Source organism: Xanthobacter lutulentifluminis (genome assembly GCF_043194675.2).
In the GTDB taxonomy this organism is placed as follows: domain Bacteria; phylum Pseudomonadota; class Alphaproteobacteria; order Rhizobiales; family Xanthobacteraceae; genus Xanthobacter.
On sequence record NZ_CM195525.1, the window covers coordinates 2,502,206 to 2,519,884 of the forward strand.

Here is a 17,679-nt window from a genome sequence, read left to right on the forward strand (position 1 = left end):
CGGGCGATGTAGGGCGGACGGGGGCGGAAATGGCATCACGTAGCCGCAGCGACGAAGCCTATGTGATCGACCTATGCGACCGCATCCTCGGATTGAAAGCGCGCCGGCAACAGCGCTTCCCGTTTCTCCTGGGTGATCCCGGCCGGAGCGGGAGGCGCGCCCGCCTGCCGGTGGATGCCTACTATCCAGAGCTTGGCCTTGTGGTGGAGTATCACGAGCGCCAGCATGATGAGCCGGTGCCGTTCTTCGATCGCCGGATCACAGCGGCTGGCATCCCGCGCGGCGAGCAGCGCCGGATCTATGACGAGCGCCGGCGCCAGGTGCTGCCAGAGCAGGGGTTGAGGCTGGTGGTGATCTGCTGCTCAGACCTTGGGTACAATGGCGAGAGGCGGCTCCTACGGGATCGGGATCGGGATGAGCCGGCCATCCGTGTTGCCCTCCAAGCCGCAGGCGTCATCTTCGTGGCGGAGGACGGCGAGGGGCCCGACGTGAGGTTGGAGGGGGCGGAATGATCAACGCGGGCCGAACTGCCATCCCGGCAAATCTCAGTGCCCTACACGGCGGGGAGGAACTGCTTCGCGAGCAAGGACTTGGTATCGTCGCAGGTAACCAGCGGCTCCAGCTGCACCTTGCCGTCGTCGAAGCGTCAATGGATCTCACCGACGTCTTCCGCCAATTCGACACCAGCGATGAAGACCTAAAGGTCGCTCAGGTCCTGTCGATGCGGACGTTCAATGCGTTCGGAGCAAGCCTCAAGTTGGCACTGTCCGGCTACCATCAGAATAGCGCCCTGATCCTCCGCGACGTGCTTGAGACGGTCTTTCTACTCAACCTTTTCGCCGGTGACCGGGCCCTCATCGAGCGATGGCGCCTCGCCGACAGGAAGATGCGCATGAGGGATTTTTCGCCGGTCAAAGTCCGTGAGGCGTTAGACGCCCGTGACGGCTTCACCGCAAAGCGGCGTGCTGAGATGTACGAACTCTTTTCCGAGCTTGCCGGCCATCCCACCATGAAATCGGACTGGATGATGCGACCGCAAAAGGACTGTGATGCTGTCATCGGTCCGTTCATGGAGGCAACCGCTCTCGAGGCGGTCATCTCAGAGATCGGTTGCCTTGCTGTGCAAGTCGGTGAACAAATCAACGCCTTTCTCCCGACGGACCGAATGCGACGATTGCCCAGTAGCGTGGCATTCGCCGAGATGAAGCGGCAGTGGGTTTCCACCTTCTATCCGGCCACTCAGGGCGAGAACTGAACCATGGCCCGTGACAAGACACCTTCGGCCGCGCCATCGAGCCGCATACTCTGCCGACATGGCGTGGCGCGAGGATCGGGCCGCGCCAGCAAGGGCGCGCAGCATCTGATGAGGGCTGGCGCTGCGCTGGCGCACCCGGTTAGTCGCTCGTGGAAGTGCTATTGGCAGAAGGCGCAGAGGGGATCGGCTCCTCTGTAACCTTTTTGGGCTTAGTTGTATTTGTTCGCTCCAGCCACCCCTCAAGATGCTGAACGACAAAGGGGACCTCCCACCATCGGGCTAACCCGATAAGTAGAATCAAAGAAAACGGAAGTACCAATACCTCCGACCAGCCGTGAAGGGCCGATACCATAAGATTGAATAAACCGACCGTGCAGAATGCCCAAAAAAACGTTCTATTTTTCTTTCGGCATTCACTCTCTGCAATTCGGCCTCTAAGGCTGCAGCCGCTTTTTCGGCAGGCTGTAGCCCATCCCTCGACCTGAGAGCCGCCTTGATCCGACTATGAATCAACGCGTTTGTTATATTCTTCGAAGATGTCGGCGTCAGGGATTTGGATACCTCTTGCTCCTGGGACATAGTTCTTTGCCCACGCGCCCTCAGGCCAATGAGTTATATCTACAAGTTCACCCGGCCTTAGCTTAACAAGCTCCTCACACACTTCGTCAAGCACTGACCGCCGAGGATCATTTTCTTTGAATGGTAGAGCTTCATAAAAAACGTCACCGATAGGTGCCGATCCGAACATCCTCACTTTGCGATAGAGGGATGGCTCCACAGGGCCGTAATCCCAAGCCTCAAAATCGGCGTCAGCTAGCCTTTCTCCGGAGTGCTGGCCCATATACACCATCTGTGCCATATAAAATATTTTCTGAAGCTGGAGATTAGATAGTCTCCACCTTCCTTTTTCACATATATATTTGGCGACGGAATCGAGCCTCGCAGCCATCTTTCACCCTCCAATTTGCGGCCGCTTGATAGGTCGGTCTTTAAGGTTGGATGGATTCATACGTGGTGGGTTTGTCAACAAGTTGGCGTGTCAGGCCGTGAAATGATCAATCACAAACTCGTTATCATGCTCTCCCAAACTCTAGCCCCCGACTCCTTTCGCGCGCCCCTGTTAACCCGCGCCGGCTTTCCCTCGTTGCCGGCGAGTAGCCCCTTCGATGCCCTCCCGCCAGGGGCCCGATGCGGGGCGGCGGCTGCACCTCCCGCTCGCAGCTGAAGGCCGTCGCGCCGGTCCGCAACACCCTAGAGAGGCCGACTTGCGCCGCCGAACCTACGTCGCCTGTGCGCAGGCGATGGCGGGTACGATCCGCGAGGCAGAGATGGCCTGAAGCACTGCGGCTGGCGTCGTGGGAGCCGGGCGCCGGCCTTTTTTGCTGCCGCCCATGATACGCTGCGGCTCCGGCCCAAGCCCTGACCGGGCGCACGGGGGCCGAGCGATCTGCCCCCATGGGTCGCCCGGCCCTCCCTCTATGCACCACCTCGCCCTCGCCGAACGTGAGGGCCGACGCCGCCGCAAGCTAGCGGATGTGCAGTAGTCAACCGCCCGCCCCAATCCGCATCGACTCCTCGTCGGTCATCTTCGTGGCGACGCGGTAGCGGCAGCCGGTTCGGACCCTCCCGCATCAACAGCCACGCCGTAGCCCAACCCAAGGTGGTACAATTAACTTCGAATCACCCGGACGGGAGTCGTATTGTGGGCGTTACCTCTAACCTCGCGGCGACAGGCCACCAATTTCAATATGTCCCTACTCTCCGTACAAAAGCCGGGGAGGTAGTTGCGTTGCGCAATTTACAGCCGCTCACCAAGCAGAGGACTGTCCCGATTTTTCAGCTGGCACCACGGCTGTCTACCAGATTTGCGGAAGATCTTGCTAATCCATGGTATTTACTTCCAATTGCGCTCGATGGGGCAATTGAAACGGCGAATACGGGTACGGCTGCAGGGTTCAATTCTCTTTTCTCGGCGCTAGGCAATTCTGGATCGCCAATTATCCCGGTCGTCGACATAGGGGCTGCACAGCCGTATCTCGGTGCGGTCGCAGCTGTTGTGAACAAGTATGCTCCCGGGTTGATCCTCCGGGCGCCGCTGCACAGCGTGCAAAACGCGGCAAGTTGGTTTACCACTCTCAGTTGGAGCACCACTGATGCGGATTTGCTTGTCGACTGTGGGCACATCGCTGACATCGACCCGCAGCTCATTCTCCAACTCGTAACAAACGTCTTTGGTACGGTCCCACTGGTGGGGTGGCGCTCTATTACATTAACGGCGTCAGCGGCACCAAAGGACGCGAGCGCCCTCGCTACGGGGCCGAACATGATCCCGAGGCGAGACTGGCAGCTCTGGCAAGCCGTCGTAATGCAGTTCCCCGGCATCCACTATGGCGACTATGGAATCGCACATCGCGATTTGACGGAGCCGCCCGGCTACGCGATGGCCAACGCCACCGTCAGTGTTCGCTACACCCTTGACGCCGATTGGCTCATCCGAAAGGGGCGTTCCACGAGGGGGGTCAGGGGGCAGCCAATGACAGCCCAATACCATAGCCACGCGCAGGCCATCGTTCGCCATCCCGGATTTGGGCAAGTGCCAGGCTGTTGGGCAGATGCAGAGATTTCTCAGATTGCGAGCCGCGGCGGGGCGGGAGCGGCCGGCGGGCGCCAAACTTGGGTTCAAATCGGCGTCAACCGTCACATCTCATTGGTGTGCCACCGCCTGCCTTAGCCAGTTCTGTCTTGCCTTCAGGGCGGCACGAACTTCGAAGCGAAGTAGATCAGCGGGCAACTCTGCGGCGAGCCGGTGGGCCAGGATGTCCGCTGGTTTGCTTTTTACCCCGCGGATGAGCCCGTGCAATTCGAGGATATCTGCCATCTCGGCTCGCCAGAGGAGACGAGCCACCTGCAACAGGTTGGGGTTCGGGTTCCGCTCTGGCACGCGAACGTGGTCAATCTGAACTTCGGAATCTCCTATTGCCCGCGACAAACCCCACCAATTTGGGACCAGTCCTGCCGCTTTCTCCAAGTGCTTTTCGGCGGTCACGAGAGTCACTCGATCAAAGACCTCGCTGTAGAGGGAGGCTTGGCCTGGTAAACGCCCGAGAGTGTCCCTAGCGCTCTTTAGTTCGAAACCGTGCAGCTCTCCGTTTATAACAGCAACATCTATACGGACAGATCCCGCCCAAATCCCCATTTCTTCGACAACTCGCGTGTTTTCGTCGCCGGCATGAAGCATGTCAAGCCAACGTCGCACCGCCACTCGTACATCCCGGTCGCGCATAAGTGGCAAGATAGTCAGATCCTCATAAAAGTCGCTGAATCATATCGCCTCAGGGGTGGCAGGACGTCGGCTGGGCTTCAGCCGTCACGCAGCACCGGCAGCCTCCGGCCCGTACTCCGCTGCCCATTTCTCATCCGACATGGGCTCGTCGCTGATGTGGTAGTCGCAATTCACGCTCTCGTTCTTGTCCAACATCAGCCCGTTGAGCTTCGCCACGTCCGCTTCAGGTCGGCCGCGATTGCATGCGGGGTTAGGATTTCCGGCCGGTGGATGCGGCGACAATCGCCGCCGACTTCCGCATAAGCGCCAAGATGGAGGGTGTGGCGGCGGACATTCTGTCGGCTCCGTTCCGCATGGGTCTGATCGCAACAACAGAAGGTGGATGGAGCTTTTCAATGCGCCGGGCGGCCCGATGCAGTCGGGCCTGAAGGCCTATTTCAGGCCCGAGATGATCGAGAATGGCGTCATTGCGCCATTCCCCCGACGGAAAAAACATCAATTAGGCTCCATCTCGCGCGGTGGACCCCCACTGGTGCTGCGACGAAGGGGGAAAGTCTGAAACCACCCCCCTCCCTCCGCCGGTGCCGCCGATGGCTTCAGGGCCTCGCCGGGCGGCTGCCGTTCGCGTCGCCCTCCCAGTCGCAGGAGAGAGGCCGCGGCTGCCTCACCGTCCTCCTGGCGTCCTGACGGGGTGGCCGAAGCCTCCCTCGTGCTTGGCGCTCTTCGAGAGGTTGCAGCGGCGGCACATAGGCTGCCAGTTGCTCTTGTCCCAGAACAGGGCCATGTCGCCCTTCGCGGGGATGCGGTGGTCTACCATCGTGGCAGGCTTGCCGCAGGATACGCAGGTCTCGTGGCCGGGCTCGGCGAGGAAGGCCTTGCTGGCGGCGCGCCACTTGTCGGTATAGCCGCGCTGGCTCGCGGTCGGCCGGCGGGCATCATAATGGCGATCATAGTCCCGCTTGCGCTTGATTGCGCATTCGCACTTCACACCGTGCGGGACCTCCTTCCCGCAGCCGCAGATGTAGGGGGCGTGGAACGGCATCGTCTCGTCTCTCCTTCCGAACTTGGTGAAATCCGTTCGTTTCCGCGAAACCCGGAGCCGGGGGCGGAGCGCCGGTTCATCAGGTACCCATCAGGCAAAGCCGGGCGACTGGCGGATGCGGTGGTGACGGTCGGTGTCGGCCCGCCCCTCGGGGCTATGCCGGTCGATCCAGTCCCAGGCTGCCGCATTGCTGCTGAAGCCTTTGGCGATGGGTTCGCCCTTCCCGTCGATCACGTCGTGGGTGCCCTCGGCATTGGGTTCCACATGCAGATTCGTGCGGTCGTTCATCGGCTCATTCTTTCCTGATGGGGGATCGCTGATCGGATGGGGTGCGGTGGCGGGGCCGGACGCCTTCCGCTTTCCTTCGCCAGGTGCTCACGGTCTGAGGAGACACACCCACCCGCCGGGCAATCTCCCGTTCGGAAAGCTCGGGGTGGGTGTCCAACATGGACAGCACGTCGGCAGGCTCGCCCTCGGTCGCGCCGCAAGTCATCAGGCCATGCACCTTGCGCAGCTTCTCAATATCGAGCCTCGCCATCAGGGCCTCGCAAGCATGGAGGGCGCAGGCCAATGCCTACTGGCCGAAACTGGCCGCAGCAGCACCGGCACGGATGTTGCTCGGTGGTGACAACAAATGACGACCACGGCCGCCTTCCCCGGAATTGTCACATCTCCCCCAAAGTGGGGGCGCGTTTCGCCGCCAGGATCGCGATGACGGGGGCGACCGTTCATGCAGGAGAACCGAACCATGCAATGCGCCAACACCCGCCCGATGCAGGTCCGCACCATCCAGCCGGCCGTCGTCCTAGCTTCCCTCGATGAGGCGGTGGACTTCCTGCGCACCCTGCCCATCGCTGAGCACACCGAGCCGCTGATCGACGTGATGGAGGCTGCGGACGAACCGGAGATGGAACGCCGTGCCTGGCAGGCGTTCGAGACGTTTACCCGTGCTATGCGGATCCCGGTGCGGCTGGTGAGCTGAAAGTCTGGCGCCCTCGGCATACCGAGGGCGGGAGGCGAACCGGAAATTCCCGGTTCGGGCGCTGTGGGAATCCCCATGACGGGCGTTGGTCTCGCACGCGTGTGCCTGCACGCACGCGAGGCCGGATCGGGGAGGCCGTTCATGACGCGCCCCCCGCCTGCCGGTCGCCGGCCTCGCCAAAGCCGTGAGCCTGAAGCACCTCGGCGGGGGCGCGGCATCCCGCATAACCCGGCTGGGGGCCGAGGCTCGAAGGCCAGGTATGTCCGTTCCGGAACCTGCGGACATGCACGGGCCAGTCCACGGTGCTCGTGGCTGGCCGGGATGGCATGCGGGCCTGTGCTGGCTGGCCTTTCTCGTGCTCCCGCCGCATCCAGCCGAGGAACGTCAGATCCCAATCCGCCTTGCGGGCCACCTGCCGGTTGCGGTTCGCCATGGCCCACGTACGCATGGCCTCGGCTTGGCGGGATACCCATTCCGCATTCCGGCCAAGTCTGCCAGCTTCCTGCAGGTGCTTGTCGCTCGGCTTCCAATCATCTGGAAGCGAGCGCCCGCGCGCAGTGGTTTGGGAATGAGCTTCCGAAGGAAGCGAATGGATATCTCTATTCTGGCTTCTGGCTTCTGGAATATGGGGCGAAGGTCTCCTTGCAGAGACCCTTGAAGGTCCGGACTTTTCTCCTGTTGTTTCAGCAGCTTGTGCAAGTCCCTGTTTCTTCCATTTACGCCCTTCTTTCGAGCGCTTTTCATCACGCACCATGCGGCGCGAATAGATGCAGCCGGAACGGTTGCGGGAGAACACGCCGTTTCGGTCCAACTCCTCCATCAGGATCCCCGCCTCGGTTTCGGCGACACCGGCCAGTCGGGCGATGTCCTCAACAACGAGCGGGTTGCCATTGATGGCGAGATAGCCTTTGGGTTCGTGCCTCGCGCAAACGCAGAGCATACGCATCCAAAGCCCCTGTGCAGCTAGCGAGCACAGGCGCAATCCCTGATCGGCTTCCCAATCCGACCAGAAGAATTTCGACCACGGGTCCTTCATCGGCCATAGCCTCGGGTTCCGCGATCCCGCACGGTGCTGGCGCCGGGATGGCAGAAGGTCTCCACCACGCCGACCGCGCCCATGCGGCATTTCGCAATGATGATTTCCAGGGCGTTCTCGCAGGCCAGCAGCCGCGCCATGGAATCCGGGTCGGTCTTGTCCTTCAGGTAATAGGCCTCGCGGAACAGCAGCAGCACTACGTCCGCGTCGGCCTCGATATCCCCGCTCTCCCGAAGGTCGGAGAGTTCCGGGCGCTTGTCGGCGCGCTGCTCCACCGCCCGGCTGAGCTGGGCGAGCAGCACCACGCAGACGCCGAGGTCCTTCGCAAGGGCTTTCAGCCCGGCGGTGATTTCGCCCACCTCATAGACGCGCTGGCCCCGGTAGCGGTCGGAAGCCCGGACGAACTTGAGATAGTCGATCACGACCACGCGCAACCGTGCACCGCGGGCCTTCATCTCGTCCGCCGCCGAGCGCGTGCGGGCGAGGATCTCCCCGACCGAGAGCCCCGCCGACGTATCGATCAGCAGGTTGAGGCCGGCGAGGTCGGATGCCGACTTCTCCACCTCCTGCATCTGGTGGGCGTCCAGATGCCCCTCGAAGATGGCCTTCGAGGTGATGGGGGAGCCGTGGCGGAAGGCCTGATCGGACAGGATGCGGGCGCCGATTTCCTCGGCGGGCATTTCCAGCGAGAACAGGAGGCACCCGTTGCCCGCCGCCGCGGTCGCGCGGGCGATGTTCGCCCCGACGATGGTGTTGTGCGTGACGATATAATCGTCAGTCACATAAAGGTGCGAGGGGTGCGAGACGGAGATGCACCGCGCCTGCTGGCGCCCCACAAACTCAACCGTCTGGATCGTGAGGCGCGGCACCTTTTTGCGGACGCATCGCCTTTTCTTCCGCAGGAGCGTCACCAACTCGCTGGGCGTGTCGTGGCGGATGGTGCAGACGAAGTGCGGCAAGCCCTCTCGGCGCTCACCCTTGTGCTCGTAATGCGGGACCTTCTCCGCGATGGTGCACAGGCCGCCCAAGGAGCGGGCCAATTCGGCAGCATCCTGAGCCAGCCGCGGGCTGCTGGTGGAGAAGCGCACGACACCGAAGGCCTCCACCCACCCGTCCGTGTCCATGAGGCCGCGCATCAGTTCAAGGCGAGCTTCGCGGCTTGCGGTCAGGTACAATTCGGGGATGAACTTCTCTTCGCTCCGCTTTCCCATCAGGCCCAGCGACCGCAGGGCGAGCATGACGGCATTCTCGCCATTGAGCCCGCGGATGCCGTAATCGTAGCCGTTTGCGGCCGTGACGCGGCCCGTCGTGCCCACTACCTGCTGAACACGCCACAGGGTCGCGGCGTCCGCCGTGCTGATGGACACGCGGTTGTACAGGAGGCAACCGTTTCCGATCAGAACCCCAAGCAGCCAAGGGGAAAGTGGCAGCTCTCGGCTATGCCCGAAATGTCCCGAGGCCCTCGGAACATAAAGTCGGTTCTGGTACCGCTCGCGGCTGATCAGTGCCGCAATCTCGCTGGTGGCGAGCACGCGCGGGCCGGAAAACTTGCAGCTATCAACCTCCCACAGGTGATCCGCACAGGCTTCCGCGCTGCGGCCATCGGAGAAGGTGATGCGAAAGATGTCCTTCTCGCCCTGATCGAAGATGCCGGCGACCATCGACTCTCGGCCGTCGATGCTGGCAATCCTGTCGCCGAACTTCAGACCCCCCATCGTCGCCCAAGATCCGTTGGCGAGTTTGACACGAGATGTCAGAGGCTGCGCCTTCCCCATTCCCGGCCGACCGGCGACGATGACGAGGCGACCCGGCTGCAGGCCCCCCATCATGCGGTCCAGATCGGAAAGGCCGGTGGCGGCGCCCCGGCTCCATCCGTCCTTCCCTGATCGCGTCCACCCGAAGGAGCACGTCCGAGAGGCAGGTGGCTAGGGGCTGGCGCGCCACCCGCCTGTCGTCGATTTCCGCCCGGATACGATCGAGGTCGGCAAAATGCGATGCAATGGCCGACTTCACGTTGGCACCGGGGGCCGCCACTTCCGAGGCCACGTTGCGCGAGGCCTCCACCACGCAGCGGGCGGCCCAGGCGTCGCGCACCGTCCGGGCGTAGTCCGGAAGGGTGATGGCCGGAGTGGCTTCCGCCATGAGCCGGGCCATGTACTGGCTGGGCGTCATCCCGGCGATATCCAGATCCGCCGGTAGCTTGGTCTTCAGGGTGACGGGCGTTGCCGCCCGGCCTTCGAGGATCATTTCCCCGCACATCTCGAAGATGCGGGAATGGATCGGCTCGTAGAAGTGTTCCGGGCGGACGATGGAATGGGCAATCCCAAAGGCGGTGTTGTCCATGAAGATGGCGCCGAGCAAAGCTTGCTCGGCCTCCACGTTGTGGATTTCGGAGGGAACCGCCGTCACTGGCGCCCCCCGAAGCCGGAGAGTACGGTCTGGTGTTCGTCGGGCAGGAACGGCGCGAGCCAGTTCCGCCAGGCCTCGCCCGCGGCGGTGCCGTCCCGCATGTCACTGGAGGCCTGCGCACGGGCCACCGCTGCGCAATAGGTCCACCAGCGCACATTCAAGAGAAGCTGCCGGCTCCCTTCCGGGGGGAGGATCTTGACGCGGATCATAGCGCCCCGCCGCCCTTGTCACCGGTGGCGAAGTCGGCCCACCGCCCGGTGGTGAGGTTCACCCGGAAGCTGCCGGGATGCCGGTCGGCGCGGCGCGGATTGCGGGCCACCCACTCGCGGCCTTCGCGGTGGCCAGCGGGGAGCCATCGCGCCACCAGGGCGGGCAAAGCAGGGCGGGCGGCATCGTTGATGCCGTCGAAGTCGATCATCGCCCGCCTCCCCACACCTCGGAGCCGAAGCGGGCGATCAGGGCGGCTTCAGCGCGCCCATGGTCCTTCTTGCGGGCGAAGCACCCCGCCGCCGGCCACAGTCGCAAGGCGAGGGCGCGGGCCTTCTCCTTGTCTGCATCGAGGCGGAAGTGGCGTTTCCATGAGGTCGGCGCGACGAGGTTCGTCGGCACCTGCAGAGCGGACAGGGCGCCGATGATGGTCCCATGCGCCATCCCGAACTTGAAGGTGGAAGCGACGCCTTGCTTGGGCATGGCGTGCACCGCCTCAACGAAGGCCGCCACCGGCCGGGTGCTGCGGATCAAAGCCGAGAATGTGGCGGCATCGATCTGGCCGCCGGCCACCGGCAGGTCGCCCGCGGCGAGCGTGCCGTCGGTGTGCAGCAGCGCCCATGCGCCCGAGATGCCCGGATCAATGCCGAGGACGGTCACGCGGCGTCTCCATGGGAAGGGGGAGCGGATGCCCGGTCACGCGTGGCACGCGGCCTCGGTTGCCACGGGCACGCGGCGGGACTTGGCGCGCTCGATCACGGCTTCGAGTTCGGCCTGCGACCAGCGCGAAAGAGCACCGATCTTGATCGCCTTCGGCACGGTGCCATCGGCCACCTGCCGCCAGAAGGTGGGCACGCTGATGTGGAGAAGCGCCGCGCCTTCGCGGACGGTGAGCAGGCGATCGACAGGGTTCATTGAATTGCCTCGCAGTCGAGTGATGCGAGGTGAAGGTATCAATGAATTCAGAGCCTAACCGACGGTTCACCCGCGATCTTGTTTCGAACCACCGGTTCGACCAACGTTCCTCAGCGAACCGGTGGTTCGGTTACGTAAATGGCACGAACCGGTGGTTCGCGTTCGCCTAAGCGCTTGATCCTACTCGACACCCCTGGCCTTGATACGGAAATCGGCAAGCCATTCGGCATACCATTTCTTGCTCAGGGGCCGACCGTTCAGCCTGAATAGCGGAACCTCGGCTTTGGCGTCATACTCTGCGGCCCAGCGCATGGCGAGGCGAACGCCCTGGTTGTCCGTGACAAAGGCAATCTCGTTGGAGCGGCGCCGGCCGATTTCATTGAGAACACGGTAACGGTCCGCCTTCCGGTCAGCTTGGCCACCCTTCGCTCCATTCTCTCGGTTCTTTTCCATCATCTCCATGTATTTCAAAATAAAGACTTCATACCGAATTCTTGTGTTGTATTCATTTCAGAGGAAGCTAACTTTCAAAAAGTCGCAATGAATATAATAGAGTGCCAGCATATTCGCGACGTACCATACGCGGCTAAGAGGCGTTGAAAAGTGCAATGCCGCGAGTTCGCAGACAGCAATGTTCCAATTTTGGGGATGAGACGCCTTTAGGTCAGCTATGTAATTGCTCCCCAGAATTCCAGAGAGATTTTCGATCAGGTGTTGGGCTGCGCAGAGGTCGCCGGACATCCATCGATGTTCTTCAAGAACGCTGGTGCATTCGCAAAGCCATGTATCTTCGTCGAAGACCTCGATCTGCCTTGCTGAGAAGCGTCTTGGCTCCCCTTCTTTGCAGGGCTCTTGGGGCTGATTGTCCAAATAGTATGAGGCGATCCCCGAGCTGACGAACGTTCCAAAATCGTCAAGGTCCGGATTGCTTGGAAACTCCTCAAGCTCATGCGGTGGCTCATGGCGCAGCCAAATCTCATCCGAAGGATTGATCGGCAATTTGTCTATCATCGTCGGAAACATCCAGCCGAGTGTGGCCTTCACAAACTGCTGGGCTCCCACGCGTTTTTTGGGAAGCTCATCGAGGCATCGAGGATCACTCTTCGTCTTCATTGCCACCTCGCTCCTGGAGCGCCATTCCATTGCTCTTCGTCACATGCTGCGCCCACCGCTCCATCAGGGCCCGGCGCTGGTCGAGAAAGTCTGTCCGCCGATAGGCGCGTTCGACTGCACCACCTACCGTATGCCCGAGTACCGTCTCGGCGACGTCGTGGGGCGTTTCAGTCGCTTCAGCGATCCAATCCCGCAGACTGGAGCGGAAGCCGTGCGGCCGCGCCTCAAGGCCAGCGCGCTCCATGAAGCGGCCCATCGTCATGTCGGAGATGACGCCCTTGCGTTGGCTTGGGAGCAGGTAGCCGCCGCGCGCGAGCGGCCGCGCCTGTCAGGGGCACCCGGAAATCGGGCGTCTTGTCCTTCCGGCCCTTCATCGCCTCGCCGGGAATGGTCCAGACGTCACCCGCGATCTGGTCTTCCCGGATGAACCGCAACGGTCTGGATCGCACGCCCGTCAGGATGAGAAGGCGCAGCGCCAGGTGCGTCACCGTTCCTTCGTTCAGGCTGGCGTAGAAGCCCGGAACGTCGCTCCACGGCATGGCGGGGATGTTCTCGGGCTTGTGTCGCTGCTGTCCGAGCAAGGCGCGCGCCTTCTCGGTCGCCTGCAGGTCCACGTCGAGACCGAGCGCCGCAGCGTGCTTCAGGCAGAGGCCGAGCCGGCTCAGGGCCTTTTGTGCAGTTTCGGCCTTGGCGTGCCAGATGGGCGCCAGGGTGTCGCGGATGTCCTTCTGGTCGATGTCAGCGACGGGCACGCTTCCAAGCTTCGGCAGGACGTGCAATTCGAGCGGCGTGAACCACCGGCCGGCCTTGCCGTCGCCCTTCAGTTCGGCCTTTCGGCTCTCGAAGGCATCGAGGGCGATGTCCTTCAGATAGTGCAGCGTGCGCGCGGCCTCCCGTCTTTCACGCTCCCGTTCCTTGATCGGGTCGAGGCTCTGGCGCACCAAGGCGCGCCAGCGGTCGGCCGCCTCTCGCGCCTCCCTCAAGGACACGTCAGTTGCGGCCCCCAGCCCCATTTCCCGGCGCCGGCCGTGCACCGTGAAGCGAAAGAACCATTGGGCGCCACCGTCGAGCCGCTTGTGGAGCCACAGGCCGCCCCCGTCGGCATGCTTCCCGGCGGGGGCTGATCGAACGGCGATCGCCGACAAACGGTTCAATCCGCGCCCCATTTCAATCCACCCGCCAATCCACCTTTTGAGCCGCGATGAGTTGATCACGGACGATAGCGGATGACGGCGAACGAAACAAGAACGAAGCCGTGCGTCAACAGGATAGATTTCGCCTGAGAGAGTACGATTTACGATGATATTACAATATGATGCAGACCGCCCGCACCATTTTTTCTTGCGCGCCGCCGCCCGCCAACCCGGCGCGGGGGGCGCCCTCTCTCTGCTGCGGCGACCCCCTCCCCGCCCCGTCGGCATCCTGGAACGTCCGGCCTCGCGGAGCCCCATGCGGGGCTTCACCGCTGCTGCTCCTGCTCGCCTTTCCTGACCGCGCGCGGCCAACGTGGGCCGGCTTCGGCCGTCGCCGCGCCCCGTCCCGTGCGCCCTTTCGTCCTCCGCATGCCGCGCGCTCAGCCGATGGCCATCAGGCTGGCATTGCCGCCGGCGGCGGCGGTGTTGGTGGAGAGCGAGACCTCCTCCAGCAGCAGGGGGAGGGCATAGGCGTCGGGGTCGGATGCCAGCGCGGCGGATGTCGCCGCCTGCACCGGCACCAGCGGTCCCGGCAGCGCGGCGATGCGTCGGTTCAGGACGCGGATCGCCTGCGCGTCGCCTTCCAGCAGGGCGCCGGCGAACGGACCGTCGGCCGCCCAGTCCGAACTCCAGGCGACGCGCCGGGCGACGGCATCGGGAAGTCCGTCGAGCGCGCCGGCAATGCCGCAGGCGGTGTCGATGACGACCGTGTTGCCGGTGGCGAGCGCCGCCGCTAGCTGGCGCAACAGGCCCGCCGGGGTTGCGGGGACGAGCAGGATGCGGCCGCGCGGATGGAGCGCATAGAGGTTGCGCTCTCCCACCGGCCCGGCCAGCTCCTGCCGGTGCCCCAGCGCGGAGCGGGCGGCGCAGGCGCGCGCCGCACCCGCCTCGGCCGAGAGGCCGCGCGCGTCGAGCCATTCGGCGAAGGCGGCGAGGGCGGGATCGGCGCGGCCCGTGCCCGCGCCGGGCGGCAGCGGCGGCGTCTCCACCAGCCGGCCGAGATAGAGCGGCCCGCCGGCCTTGGGGCCCGTGCCCGACAGCCCGCGCCCGCCGAACGGCTGCACCCCCACCACCGCGCCGATCATGTTGCGGTTGACGTAGAGATTGCCCGCCTTCACCCGCGCCGTCACATGCGCCACCGTCTCGTCGATGCGGGTGTGCAGGCCGAAGGTGAGGCCGTAGCCGGACGCGTTGATGGCGTCGACCAGCCGGTCGAGGGTCTCCCGCCGGTATCGGATGACATGCAGCACCGGGCCGAACACCTCGCGGGCGAGGTCCTCCATCCGCGCGATCTCGATCAGCGTTGGCGGCACGAAGGTGCCTCGCGCCGTCTCCGCCGGCAGCTCCAGCTGCTCCACCCGCTGCCCGCGGGCGCGCATCCCGCCGATGTGCCGCTCGATACCGGCCTTCGCCTCCGCCGAGATGAGCGGGCCGATGTCGGTGGCAAGTGTGTCCGTGCGCCCCACCGTGAGCTCGCGCATCGCCCCGCGCAGCATGGCGAGGATGCGGTCTGCCACCTCCTCCTGCAGGCACAGCACCCTGAGGGCCGAGCAGCGCTGCCCGGCGCTGTCGAAGGCGGAGGCGATGACATCGCCCACCACCTGCTCGGCGAGGGCGGAGGAATCCACGATCATGGCATTCTGCCCGCCGGTCTCGGCGATGAGGGGAATGGGCCGGCCGGTGGGGGAGATGCGCTGCGCCAGCTCCGCCTGGATGAGGCGCGCCACCTCGGTGGAGCCGGTGAACATGACGCCGGCGGTCTGCGGGGCGGCCACCAGCGCCGCGCCGGTCACGCCATCGCCCGGCACCAGCTGCAGCGCGCCGCGCGGGATGCCGGCTTCATGCAGCATCTCCACCGCCGCCTGGGCGATCAGCGGGGTTTCCTCCGCCGGCTTGGCCATCACCACGTTGCCCGCCGCCAGCGCCGCCGCCACCTGTCCGGTGAAGATGGCGAGGGGAAAGTTCCACGGGCTGATGCACACCACCGGCCCCAGCGGGCGCTGGCGCGGACCCAGCGTGGCGCGGGCCTCGGCGGCGTAGTAGCGCAGGAAGTCGATGGCCTCGCGCACCTCGCCCACCGCATTCGCCGCCGACTTGCCGGCCTCGCGCATGACGATGCCCATCAGCGGCGCCATGCGCGCCTGCATCAGGTCCGCCGCGCGGTCGAGGCAGGCTGCGCGCGTCGCGACCGGCACCGCCGTCCAGTCCGCCGCCGCTTCGGCGGACAGCGCGGCGATGCGGGCCACGGCGTCGGGCGGGACTTCCGTCACATGACCCACCACGTCCGCATGATCGGCCGGATTGCGCACCGGGCGGGCCGTGCCCGGCGTGCTGCCGTCGGCCAGCAGCGGGCCGGCGCTGAGCGGCCGCGCGGTTGAGGCGGCGAGCGCGTCCGACAGGGCGGCAAGGCTCGCCTCGTCGGCAAGGTCGATGCCCCGCGAGTTGGCGCGCGCGCCATAAAGCGCCGCCGGCGCCGCGATGGCGGGGTGTGGCGCACCGAGGACGGGCAGCGCTTCCGCCACGTCCACCGGATCGGCCACCAGATCCTCAACCGGCACGGCCGGGTCGGCGATCCGGTTGACGAAGGAGGCGTTGGCCCCGTTCTCCAGCAGGCGGCGCACCAGATAGGCGAGCAGGGTCTCGTGGGTGCCCACCGGCGCATAGATGCGGCAGGGCCGGTTCAGGCGGGCGATCACCTCCTCGTAGAGCGGCTCGCCCATGCCGTGCAGGCACTGGAACTCATACTGGCCGGGGTGAAAATCCGGCCCGGCCATGTGATGGATGCGCGCCACCGTCTGGGCATTGTGGGTGGCGAACTGGGGGAAAACCGCGTCCGGCGCCGCCAGCATCCGGCGGGCGCAGGCGAGGTAGGAGACATCCGTGTGCGCCTTGCGGGTGAAGACGGGGAAATCGGCGAGCCCATCCACCTGCGCGCGCTTGATCTCGGCGTCCCAGTAGGCCCCCTTCACGAGCCGCACCATGAGCCGCCGACCGGAACGCCGGGCGAGGTCGATGAGGAAGTCGATGACGAACGGGCAGCGCCGGCCGTAGGCCTGCACCACGAAGCCGAGGCCGTCCCAGCCGGCGAGGGCGGGATCGAGGCTCAGTACCTCCAGGAGATCGAGGGAGATGTCCAGCCGGTCGGCCTCCTCGGCGTCGATGTTGAGGCCGATGCCGTAGTCCCGCGCCCTCAGCGCGAGGCTGCGCAGGCGGGGCAGGAGCTCGCCCATCACCCGCTCCGCCTGCGCCCGGCCATAGCGCGGGTGGAGCGCGGAGAGCTTCACCGAGATGCCCGGCCCCGCATGGATGCCGCGCCCGGCCGCTGCCGCGCCGATGGCGTCGATGGCCTGCGTGTAGGCGGCCAGATAGCGCGCCGCATCCTCGGCGGTGGTCGCGGCCTCGCCGAGCATGTCGTAGGAGTGGCGAAAGCCGCGCTCTTCCAGCGGCCGGGCGCGGCGCAGCGCCTCCGCGATGGTCTCGCCGGTGACGAACTGGTCGCCCATCAGCCGCATGGCCATGTCCATGCCGCGCCGGATCACCGGCTCGCCGCAGCGGGCGACGAGGCGGGTGAGGGCGGCGGAAAGCCCCGGCTCCTCGCTGGCGCCGGTGAGGCGGCCGGTGACCACGAGACCCCAGCTCGCCGCATTCACGAACAGCGAGCGCCCCCCGCCCATGTGGGCCGCCCAATCGCCGCCGGCGATCTTGTCGCGGATGAGGGCATCGCGGGTGGCGGTGTCGGGAATGCGCAGCAGCGCCTCCGCAAGGCACATGAGCGCCACCCCCTCCTGGCTGGAGAGGGCATATTCGTGCACCAGCCCCTCGATGCCGTCCGGCCGGTGCCTGTCCCGCAGCGCCTCCACCAGATCGCGCGCGGTGGCGGCGATGGCGGCCTTCGCGTCCGCCGGCACGCGCGCGGCGGCGATGAGCGGAGGCAGACACTCCGGCTCGGGCCGGCGGCAGGCGGCGGTGATGGCCTCACGCAGCGCGGTGCGGGGCGCGGGCGGCGGGGCAAACCGGCGGAACGGCGGCTCAGAGGTGAATGCGGGCGGAATGGCCGGCCCGGCGGCCGTGGGGGTGGTCATCGCGGCTCCTTCGAGGGGAGAACGCGGGCCATTCGCCGGCGATCCCTCCACCCGGGATGCCGCCGGCGCCGCGTGCAGGGCGTCCGGCGGCTGGACGGGCTGCGCGGGGGCGGTTTCGGGCGCGGCGGCCATGGTGCATCTCCTGTTCGGCATCTCGCGAAA

The 17,679-nt window shown here is 65.1% G+C and carries 19 protein-coding genes and 3 pseudogenes; 5 read left to right on the forward strand and 17 right to left on the reverse strand.

Translation table 11 applies throughout. From position 1 onward, the window contains the following. Positions 1-29: 29 nt before the first annotated feature. Together V5F49_RS11415 and V5F49_RS11420 are read left to right on the forward strand one after the other, a co-directional pair. Positions 30-512 carry a hypothetical protein gene (locus tag V5F49_RS11415; RefSeq protein WP_394115685.1) on the forward strand — a complete coding sequence of 161 codons (483 nt, stop codon included), beginning with the start codon at positions 30-32 and terminating at the stop codon, positions 510-512. Next, positions 509-1,255 carry a hypothetical protein gene (locus V5F49_RS11420; RefSeq protein ID WP_394115684.1) on the forward strand — a complete coding sequence of 249 codons (747 nt, stop codon included), beginning with the start codon at positions 509-511 and terminating at the stop codon, positions 1,253-1,255. The genes V5F49_RS11415 and V5F49_RS11420 overlap by 4 nt, the downstream gene beginning before the upstream one ends. A gap of 502 nt (positions 1,256-1,757) precedes the next feature. Here the strand turns inward: V5F49_RS11420 and V5F49_RS11425 are convergent. Further along, positions 1,758-2,204: a Panacea domain-containing protein gene (locus V5F49_RS11425; protein WP_394115683.1), complete on the reverse strand. Its 447-nt coding sequence runs from the start codon at positions 2,202-2,204 to the stop codon at positions 1,758-1,760. A gap of 753 nt (positions 2,205-2,957) precedes the next feature. On the opposite strand from V5F49_RS11425, the gene V5F49_RS11430 reads away from it, so the two are divergent. Continuing rightward, on the forward strand, positions 2,958-3,986 hold the full coding sequence (locus V5F49_RS11430; protein WP_509210669.1) for a beta family protein: 1,029 nt from the start codon (positions 2,958-2,960) through the stop codon (positions 3,984-3,986). Here the strand turns inward: V5F49_RS11430 and V5F49_RS11435 are convergent. Beyond that, on the reverse strand, positions 3,960-4,538 hold the full coding sequence (locus V5F49_RS11435; protein ID WP_394115880.1) for a sce7726 family protein: 579 nt from the start codon (positions 4,536-4,538) through the stop codon (positions 3,960-3,962). The two genes, V5F49_RS11430 and V5F49_RS11435, sit on opposite strands and share 27 nt — an antisense overlap. An 84-nt stretch (positions 4,539-4,622) precedes the next feature. After that, positions 4,623-4,754 carry a hypothetical protein gene (locus tag V5F49_RS11440; protein ID WP_394115681.1) on the reverse strand — a complete coding sequence of 44 codons (132 nt, stop codon included), beginning with the start codon at positions 4,752-4,754 and terminating at the stop codon, positions 4,623-4,625. Positions 4,755-4,920: 166 nt separating this feature from the next. Between V5F49_RS11440 and V5F49_RS11445 the strand changes: the two genes are divergently transcribed. Beyond that, on the forward strand, positions 4,921-5,097 hold the full coding sequence (locus tag V5F49_RS11445) for a hypothetical protein (protein ID WP_394115680.1): 177 nt from the start codon (positions 4,921-4,923) through the stop codon (positions 5,095-5,097). A 105-nt stretch (positions 5,098-5,202) separates the two neighbouring features. Here V5F49_RS11445 and V5F49_RS11450 read toward each other — a convergent pair whose 3' ends face one another. From V5F49_RS11450 to V5F49_RS11460, 3 genes and pseudogenes are all read right to left on the reverse strand, one after another. Beyond that, positions 5,203-5,580, reverse strand: a complete 378-nt coding sequence (locus V5F49_RS11450; RefSeq protein ID WP_394115679.1) for an HNH endonuclease — start codon at positions 5,578-5,580, stop codon at positions 5,203-5,205. A gap of 90 nt (positions 5,581-5,670) precedes the next feature. Then, entirely contained in the window at positions 5,671-5,868 is a 198-nt protein-coding gene (locus tag V5F49_RS11455) for a hypothetical protein (RefSeq protein WP_394115678.1), read from the reverse strand. A 4-nt stretch (positions 5,869-5,872) separates the two neighbouring features. Continuing rightward, positions 5,873-6,037: pseudogene (locus V5F49_RS11460) on the reverse strand (winged helix-turn-helix domain-containing protein); the annotation flags it as partial. A 291-nt stretch (positions 6,038-6,328) separates the two neighbouring features. Between V5F49_RS11460 and V5F49_RS11465 the strand changes: the two are divergent. Then, the gene (locus tag V5F49_RS11465) at positions 6,329-6,562 is read left to right on the forward strand and encodes a hypothetical protein (RefSeq protein WP_394115677.1); all 234 of its coding nucleotides are present in this window, start codon (positions 6,329-6,331) and stop codon (positions 6,560-6,562) included. A gap of 139 nt (positions 6,563-6,701) precedes the next feature. Here the strand turns inward: V5F49_RS11465 and V5F49_RS11470 are convergent, their stop codons facing one another. From V5F49_RS11470 to putA, 11 genes and pseudogenes are all read right to left on the reverse strand, one after another. Next, positions 6,702-7,598: a hypothetical protein gene (locus tag V5F49_RS11470; protein WP_394115676.1), complete on the reverse strand. Its 897-nt coding sequence runs from the start codon at positions 7,596-7,598 to the stop codon at positions 6,702-6,704. Beyond that, entirely contained in the window at positions 7,595-9,259 is a 1,665-nt protein-coding gene (locus V5F49_RS11475) for a DnaB-like helicase C-terminal domain-containing protein (RefSeq protein ID WP_394115879.1), read from the reverse strand. Before V5F49_RS11475 ends, V5F49_RS11470 begins: the two co-directional genes overlap by 4 nt. A 484-nt stretch (positions 9,260-9,743) precedes the next feature. Further along, a pseudogene (locus V5F49_RS11480) lies at positions 9,744-9,941 on the reverse strand (DnaB-like helicase N-terminal domain-containing protein); the annotation flags it as partial. Positions 9,942-10,003: 62 nt separating this feature from the next. After that, the gene (locus V5F49_RS11485) at positions 10,004-10,216 is read right to left on the reverse strand and encodes a hypothetical protein (RefSeq protein ID WP_394115675.1); all 213 of its coding nucleotides are present in this window, start codon (positions 10,214-10,216) and stop codon (positions 10,004-10,006) included. Further along, complete coding sequence (locus V5F49_RS11490) at positions 10,213-10,425, reverse strand: hypothetical protein (protein ID WP_394115674.1); 213 nt, start codon at positions 10,423-10,425, stop codon at positions 10,213-10,215. Before V5F49_RS11490 ends, V5F49_RS11485 begins: the two co-directional genes overlap by 4 nt. Next, on the reverse strand, positions 10,422-10,874 hold the full coding sequence (locus V5F49_RS11495; protein WP_138400628.1) for a RuvC family protein: 453 nt from the start codon (positions 10,872-10,874) through the stop codon (positions 10,422-10,424). Before V5F49_RS11495 ends, V5F49_RS11490 begins: the two co-directional genes overlap by 4 nt. Before the next feature lie 36 nt (positions 10,875-10,910). Further along, positions 10,911-11,129, reverse strand: a complete 219-nt coding sequence (locus tag V5F49_RS11500; RefSeq protein WP_394115673.1) for a helix-turn-helix transcriptional regulator — start codon at positions 11,127-11,129, stop codon at positions 10,911-10,913. Positions 11,130-11,309: 180 nt separating this feature from the next. Further along, a complete protein-coding gene (locus tag V5F49_RS11505) occupies positions 11,310-11,585 on the reverse strand; it encodes a hypothetical protein (protein WP_394115672.1) in 276 nt (91 codons plus the stop codon). 54 nt (positions 11,586-11,639) lie between these two features. Further along, positions 11,640-12,242 carry a hypothetical protein gene (locus V5F49_RS11510; protein WP_394115671.1) on the reverse strand — a complete coding sequence of 201 codons (603 nt, stop codon included), beginning with the start codon at positions 12,240-12,242 and terminating at the stop codon, positions 11,640-11,642. Next, positions 12,226-13,408, reverse strand: a pseudogene (locus V5F49_RS11515) (tyrosine-type recombinase/integrase). The gene V5F49_RS11510 and the pseudogene V5F49_RS11515 overlap by 17 nt, the downstream one beginning before the upstream one ends. Positions 13,409-13,815: 407 nt before the next feature. Further along, positions 13,816-17,517: a trifunctional transcriptional regulator/proline dehydrogenase/L-glutamate gamma-semialdehyde dehydrogenase gene (putA, locus tag V5F49_RS11520; RefSeq protein WP_394115670.1), complete on the reverse strand. Its 3,702-nt coding sequence runs from the start codon at positions 17,515-17,517 to the stop codon at positions 13,816-13,818. Positions 17,518-17,679 lie beyond the last annotated feature (162 nt).

Bases quoted from the DNA above. Each gene is read 5' to 3' on its own strand.
- V5F49_RS11435 (WP_394115880.1), bottom strand. From the start codon at position 4,538: ATGCGCGACCGGGATGTACGAGTGGCGGTGCGACGTTGGCTTGACATG.
- V5F49_RS11450 (WP_394115679.1), bottom strand. From the start codon at position 5,580: ATGCCGTTCCACGCCCCCTACATCTGCGGCTGCGGGAAGGAGGTCCCG.
- putA (WP_394115670.1), bottom strand. From the start codon at position 17,517: ATGACCACCCCCACGGCCGCCGGGCCGGCCATTCCGCCCGCATTCACC.
- V5F49_RS11485 (WP_394115675.1), bottom strand. From the start codon at position 10,216: ATGATCCGCGTCAAGATCCTCCCCCCGGAAGGGAGCCGGCAGCTTCTC.
- V5F49_RS11425 (WP_394115683.1), bottom strand. From the start codon at position 2,204: ATGGCTGCGAGGCTCGATTCCGTCGCCAAATATATATGTGAAAAAGGA.
- V5F49_RS11500 (WP_394115673.1), bottom strand. From the start codon at position 11,129: ATGAACCCTGTCGATCGCCTGCTCACCGTCCGCGAAGGCGCGGCGCTT.
- V5F49_RS11475 (WP_394115879.1), bottom strand. From the start codon at position 9,259: ATGGTCGCCGGCATCTTCGATCAGGGCGAGAAGGACATCTTTCGCATC.
- V5F49_RS11510 (WP_394115671.1), bottom strand. From the start codon at position 12,242: ATGAAGACGAAGAGTGATCCTCGATGCCTCGATGAGCTTCCCAAAAAA.
- V5F49_RS11505 (WP_394115672.1), bottom strand. From the start codon at position 11,585: ATGATGGAAAAGAACCGAGAGAATGGAGCGAAGGGTGGCCAAGCTGAC.
- V5F49_RS11420 (WP_394115684.1), top strand. From the start codon at position 509: ATGATCAACGCGGGCCGAACTGCCATCCCGGCAAATCTCAGTGCCCTA.
- V5F49_RS11455 (WP_394115678.1), bottom strand. From the start codon at position 5,868: ATGAACGACCGCACGAATCTGCATGTGGAACCCAATGCCGAGGGCACC.
- V5F49_RS11470 (WP_394115676.1), bottom strand. From the start codon at position 7,598: ATGAAGGACCCGTGGTCGAAATTCTTCTGGTCGGATTGGGAAGCCGAT.
- V5F49_RS11490 (WP_394115674.1), bottom strand. From the start codon at position 10,425: ATGATCGACTTCGACGGCATCAACGATGCCGCCCGCCCTGCTTTGCCC.
- V5F49_RS11465 (WP_394115677.1), top strand. From the start codon at position 6,329: ATGCAATGCGCCAACACCCGCCCGATGCAGGTCCGCACCATCCAGCCG.
- V5F49_RS11415 (WP_394115685.1), top strand. From the start codon at position 30: ATGGCATCACGTAGCCGCAGCGACGAAGCCTATGTGATCGACCTATGC.
- V5F49_RS11445 (WP_394115680.1), top strand. From the start codon at position 4,921: ATGGAGCTTTTCAATGCGCCGGGCGGCCCGATGCAGTCGGGCCTGAAG.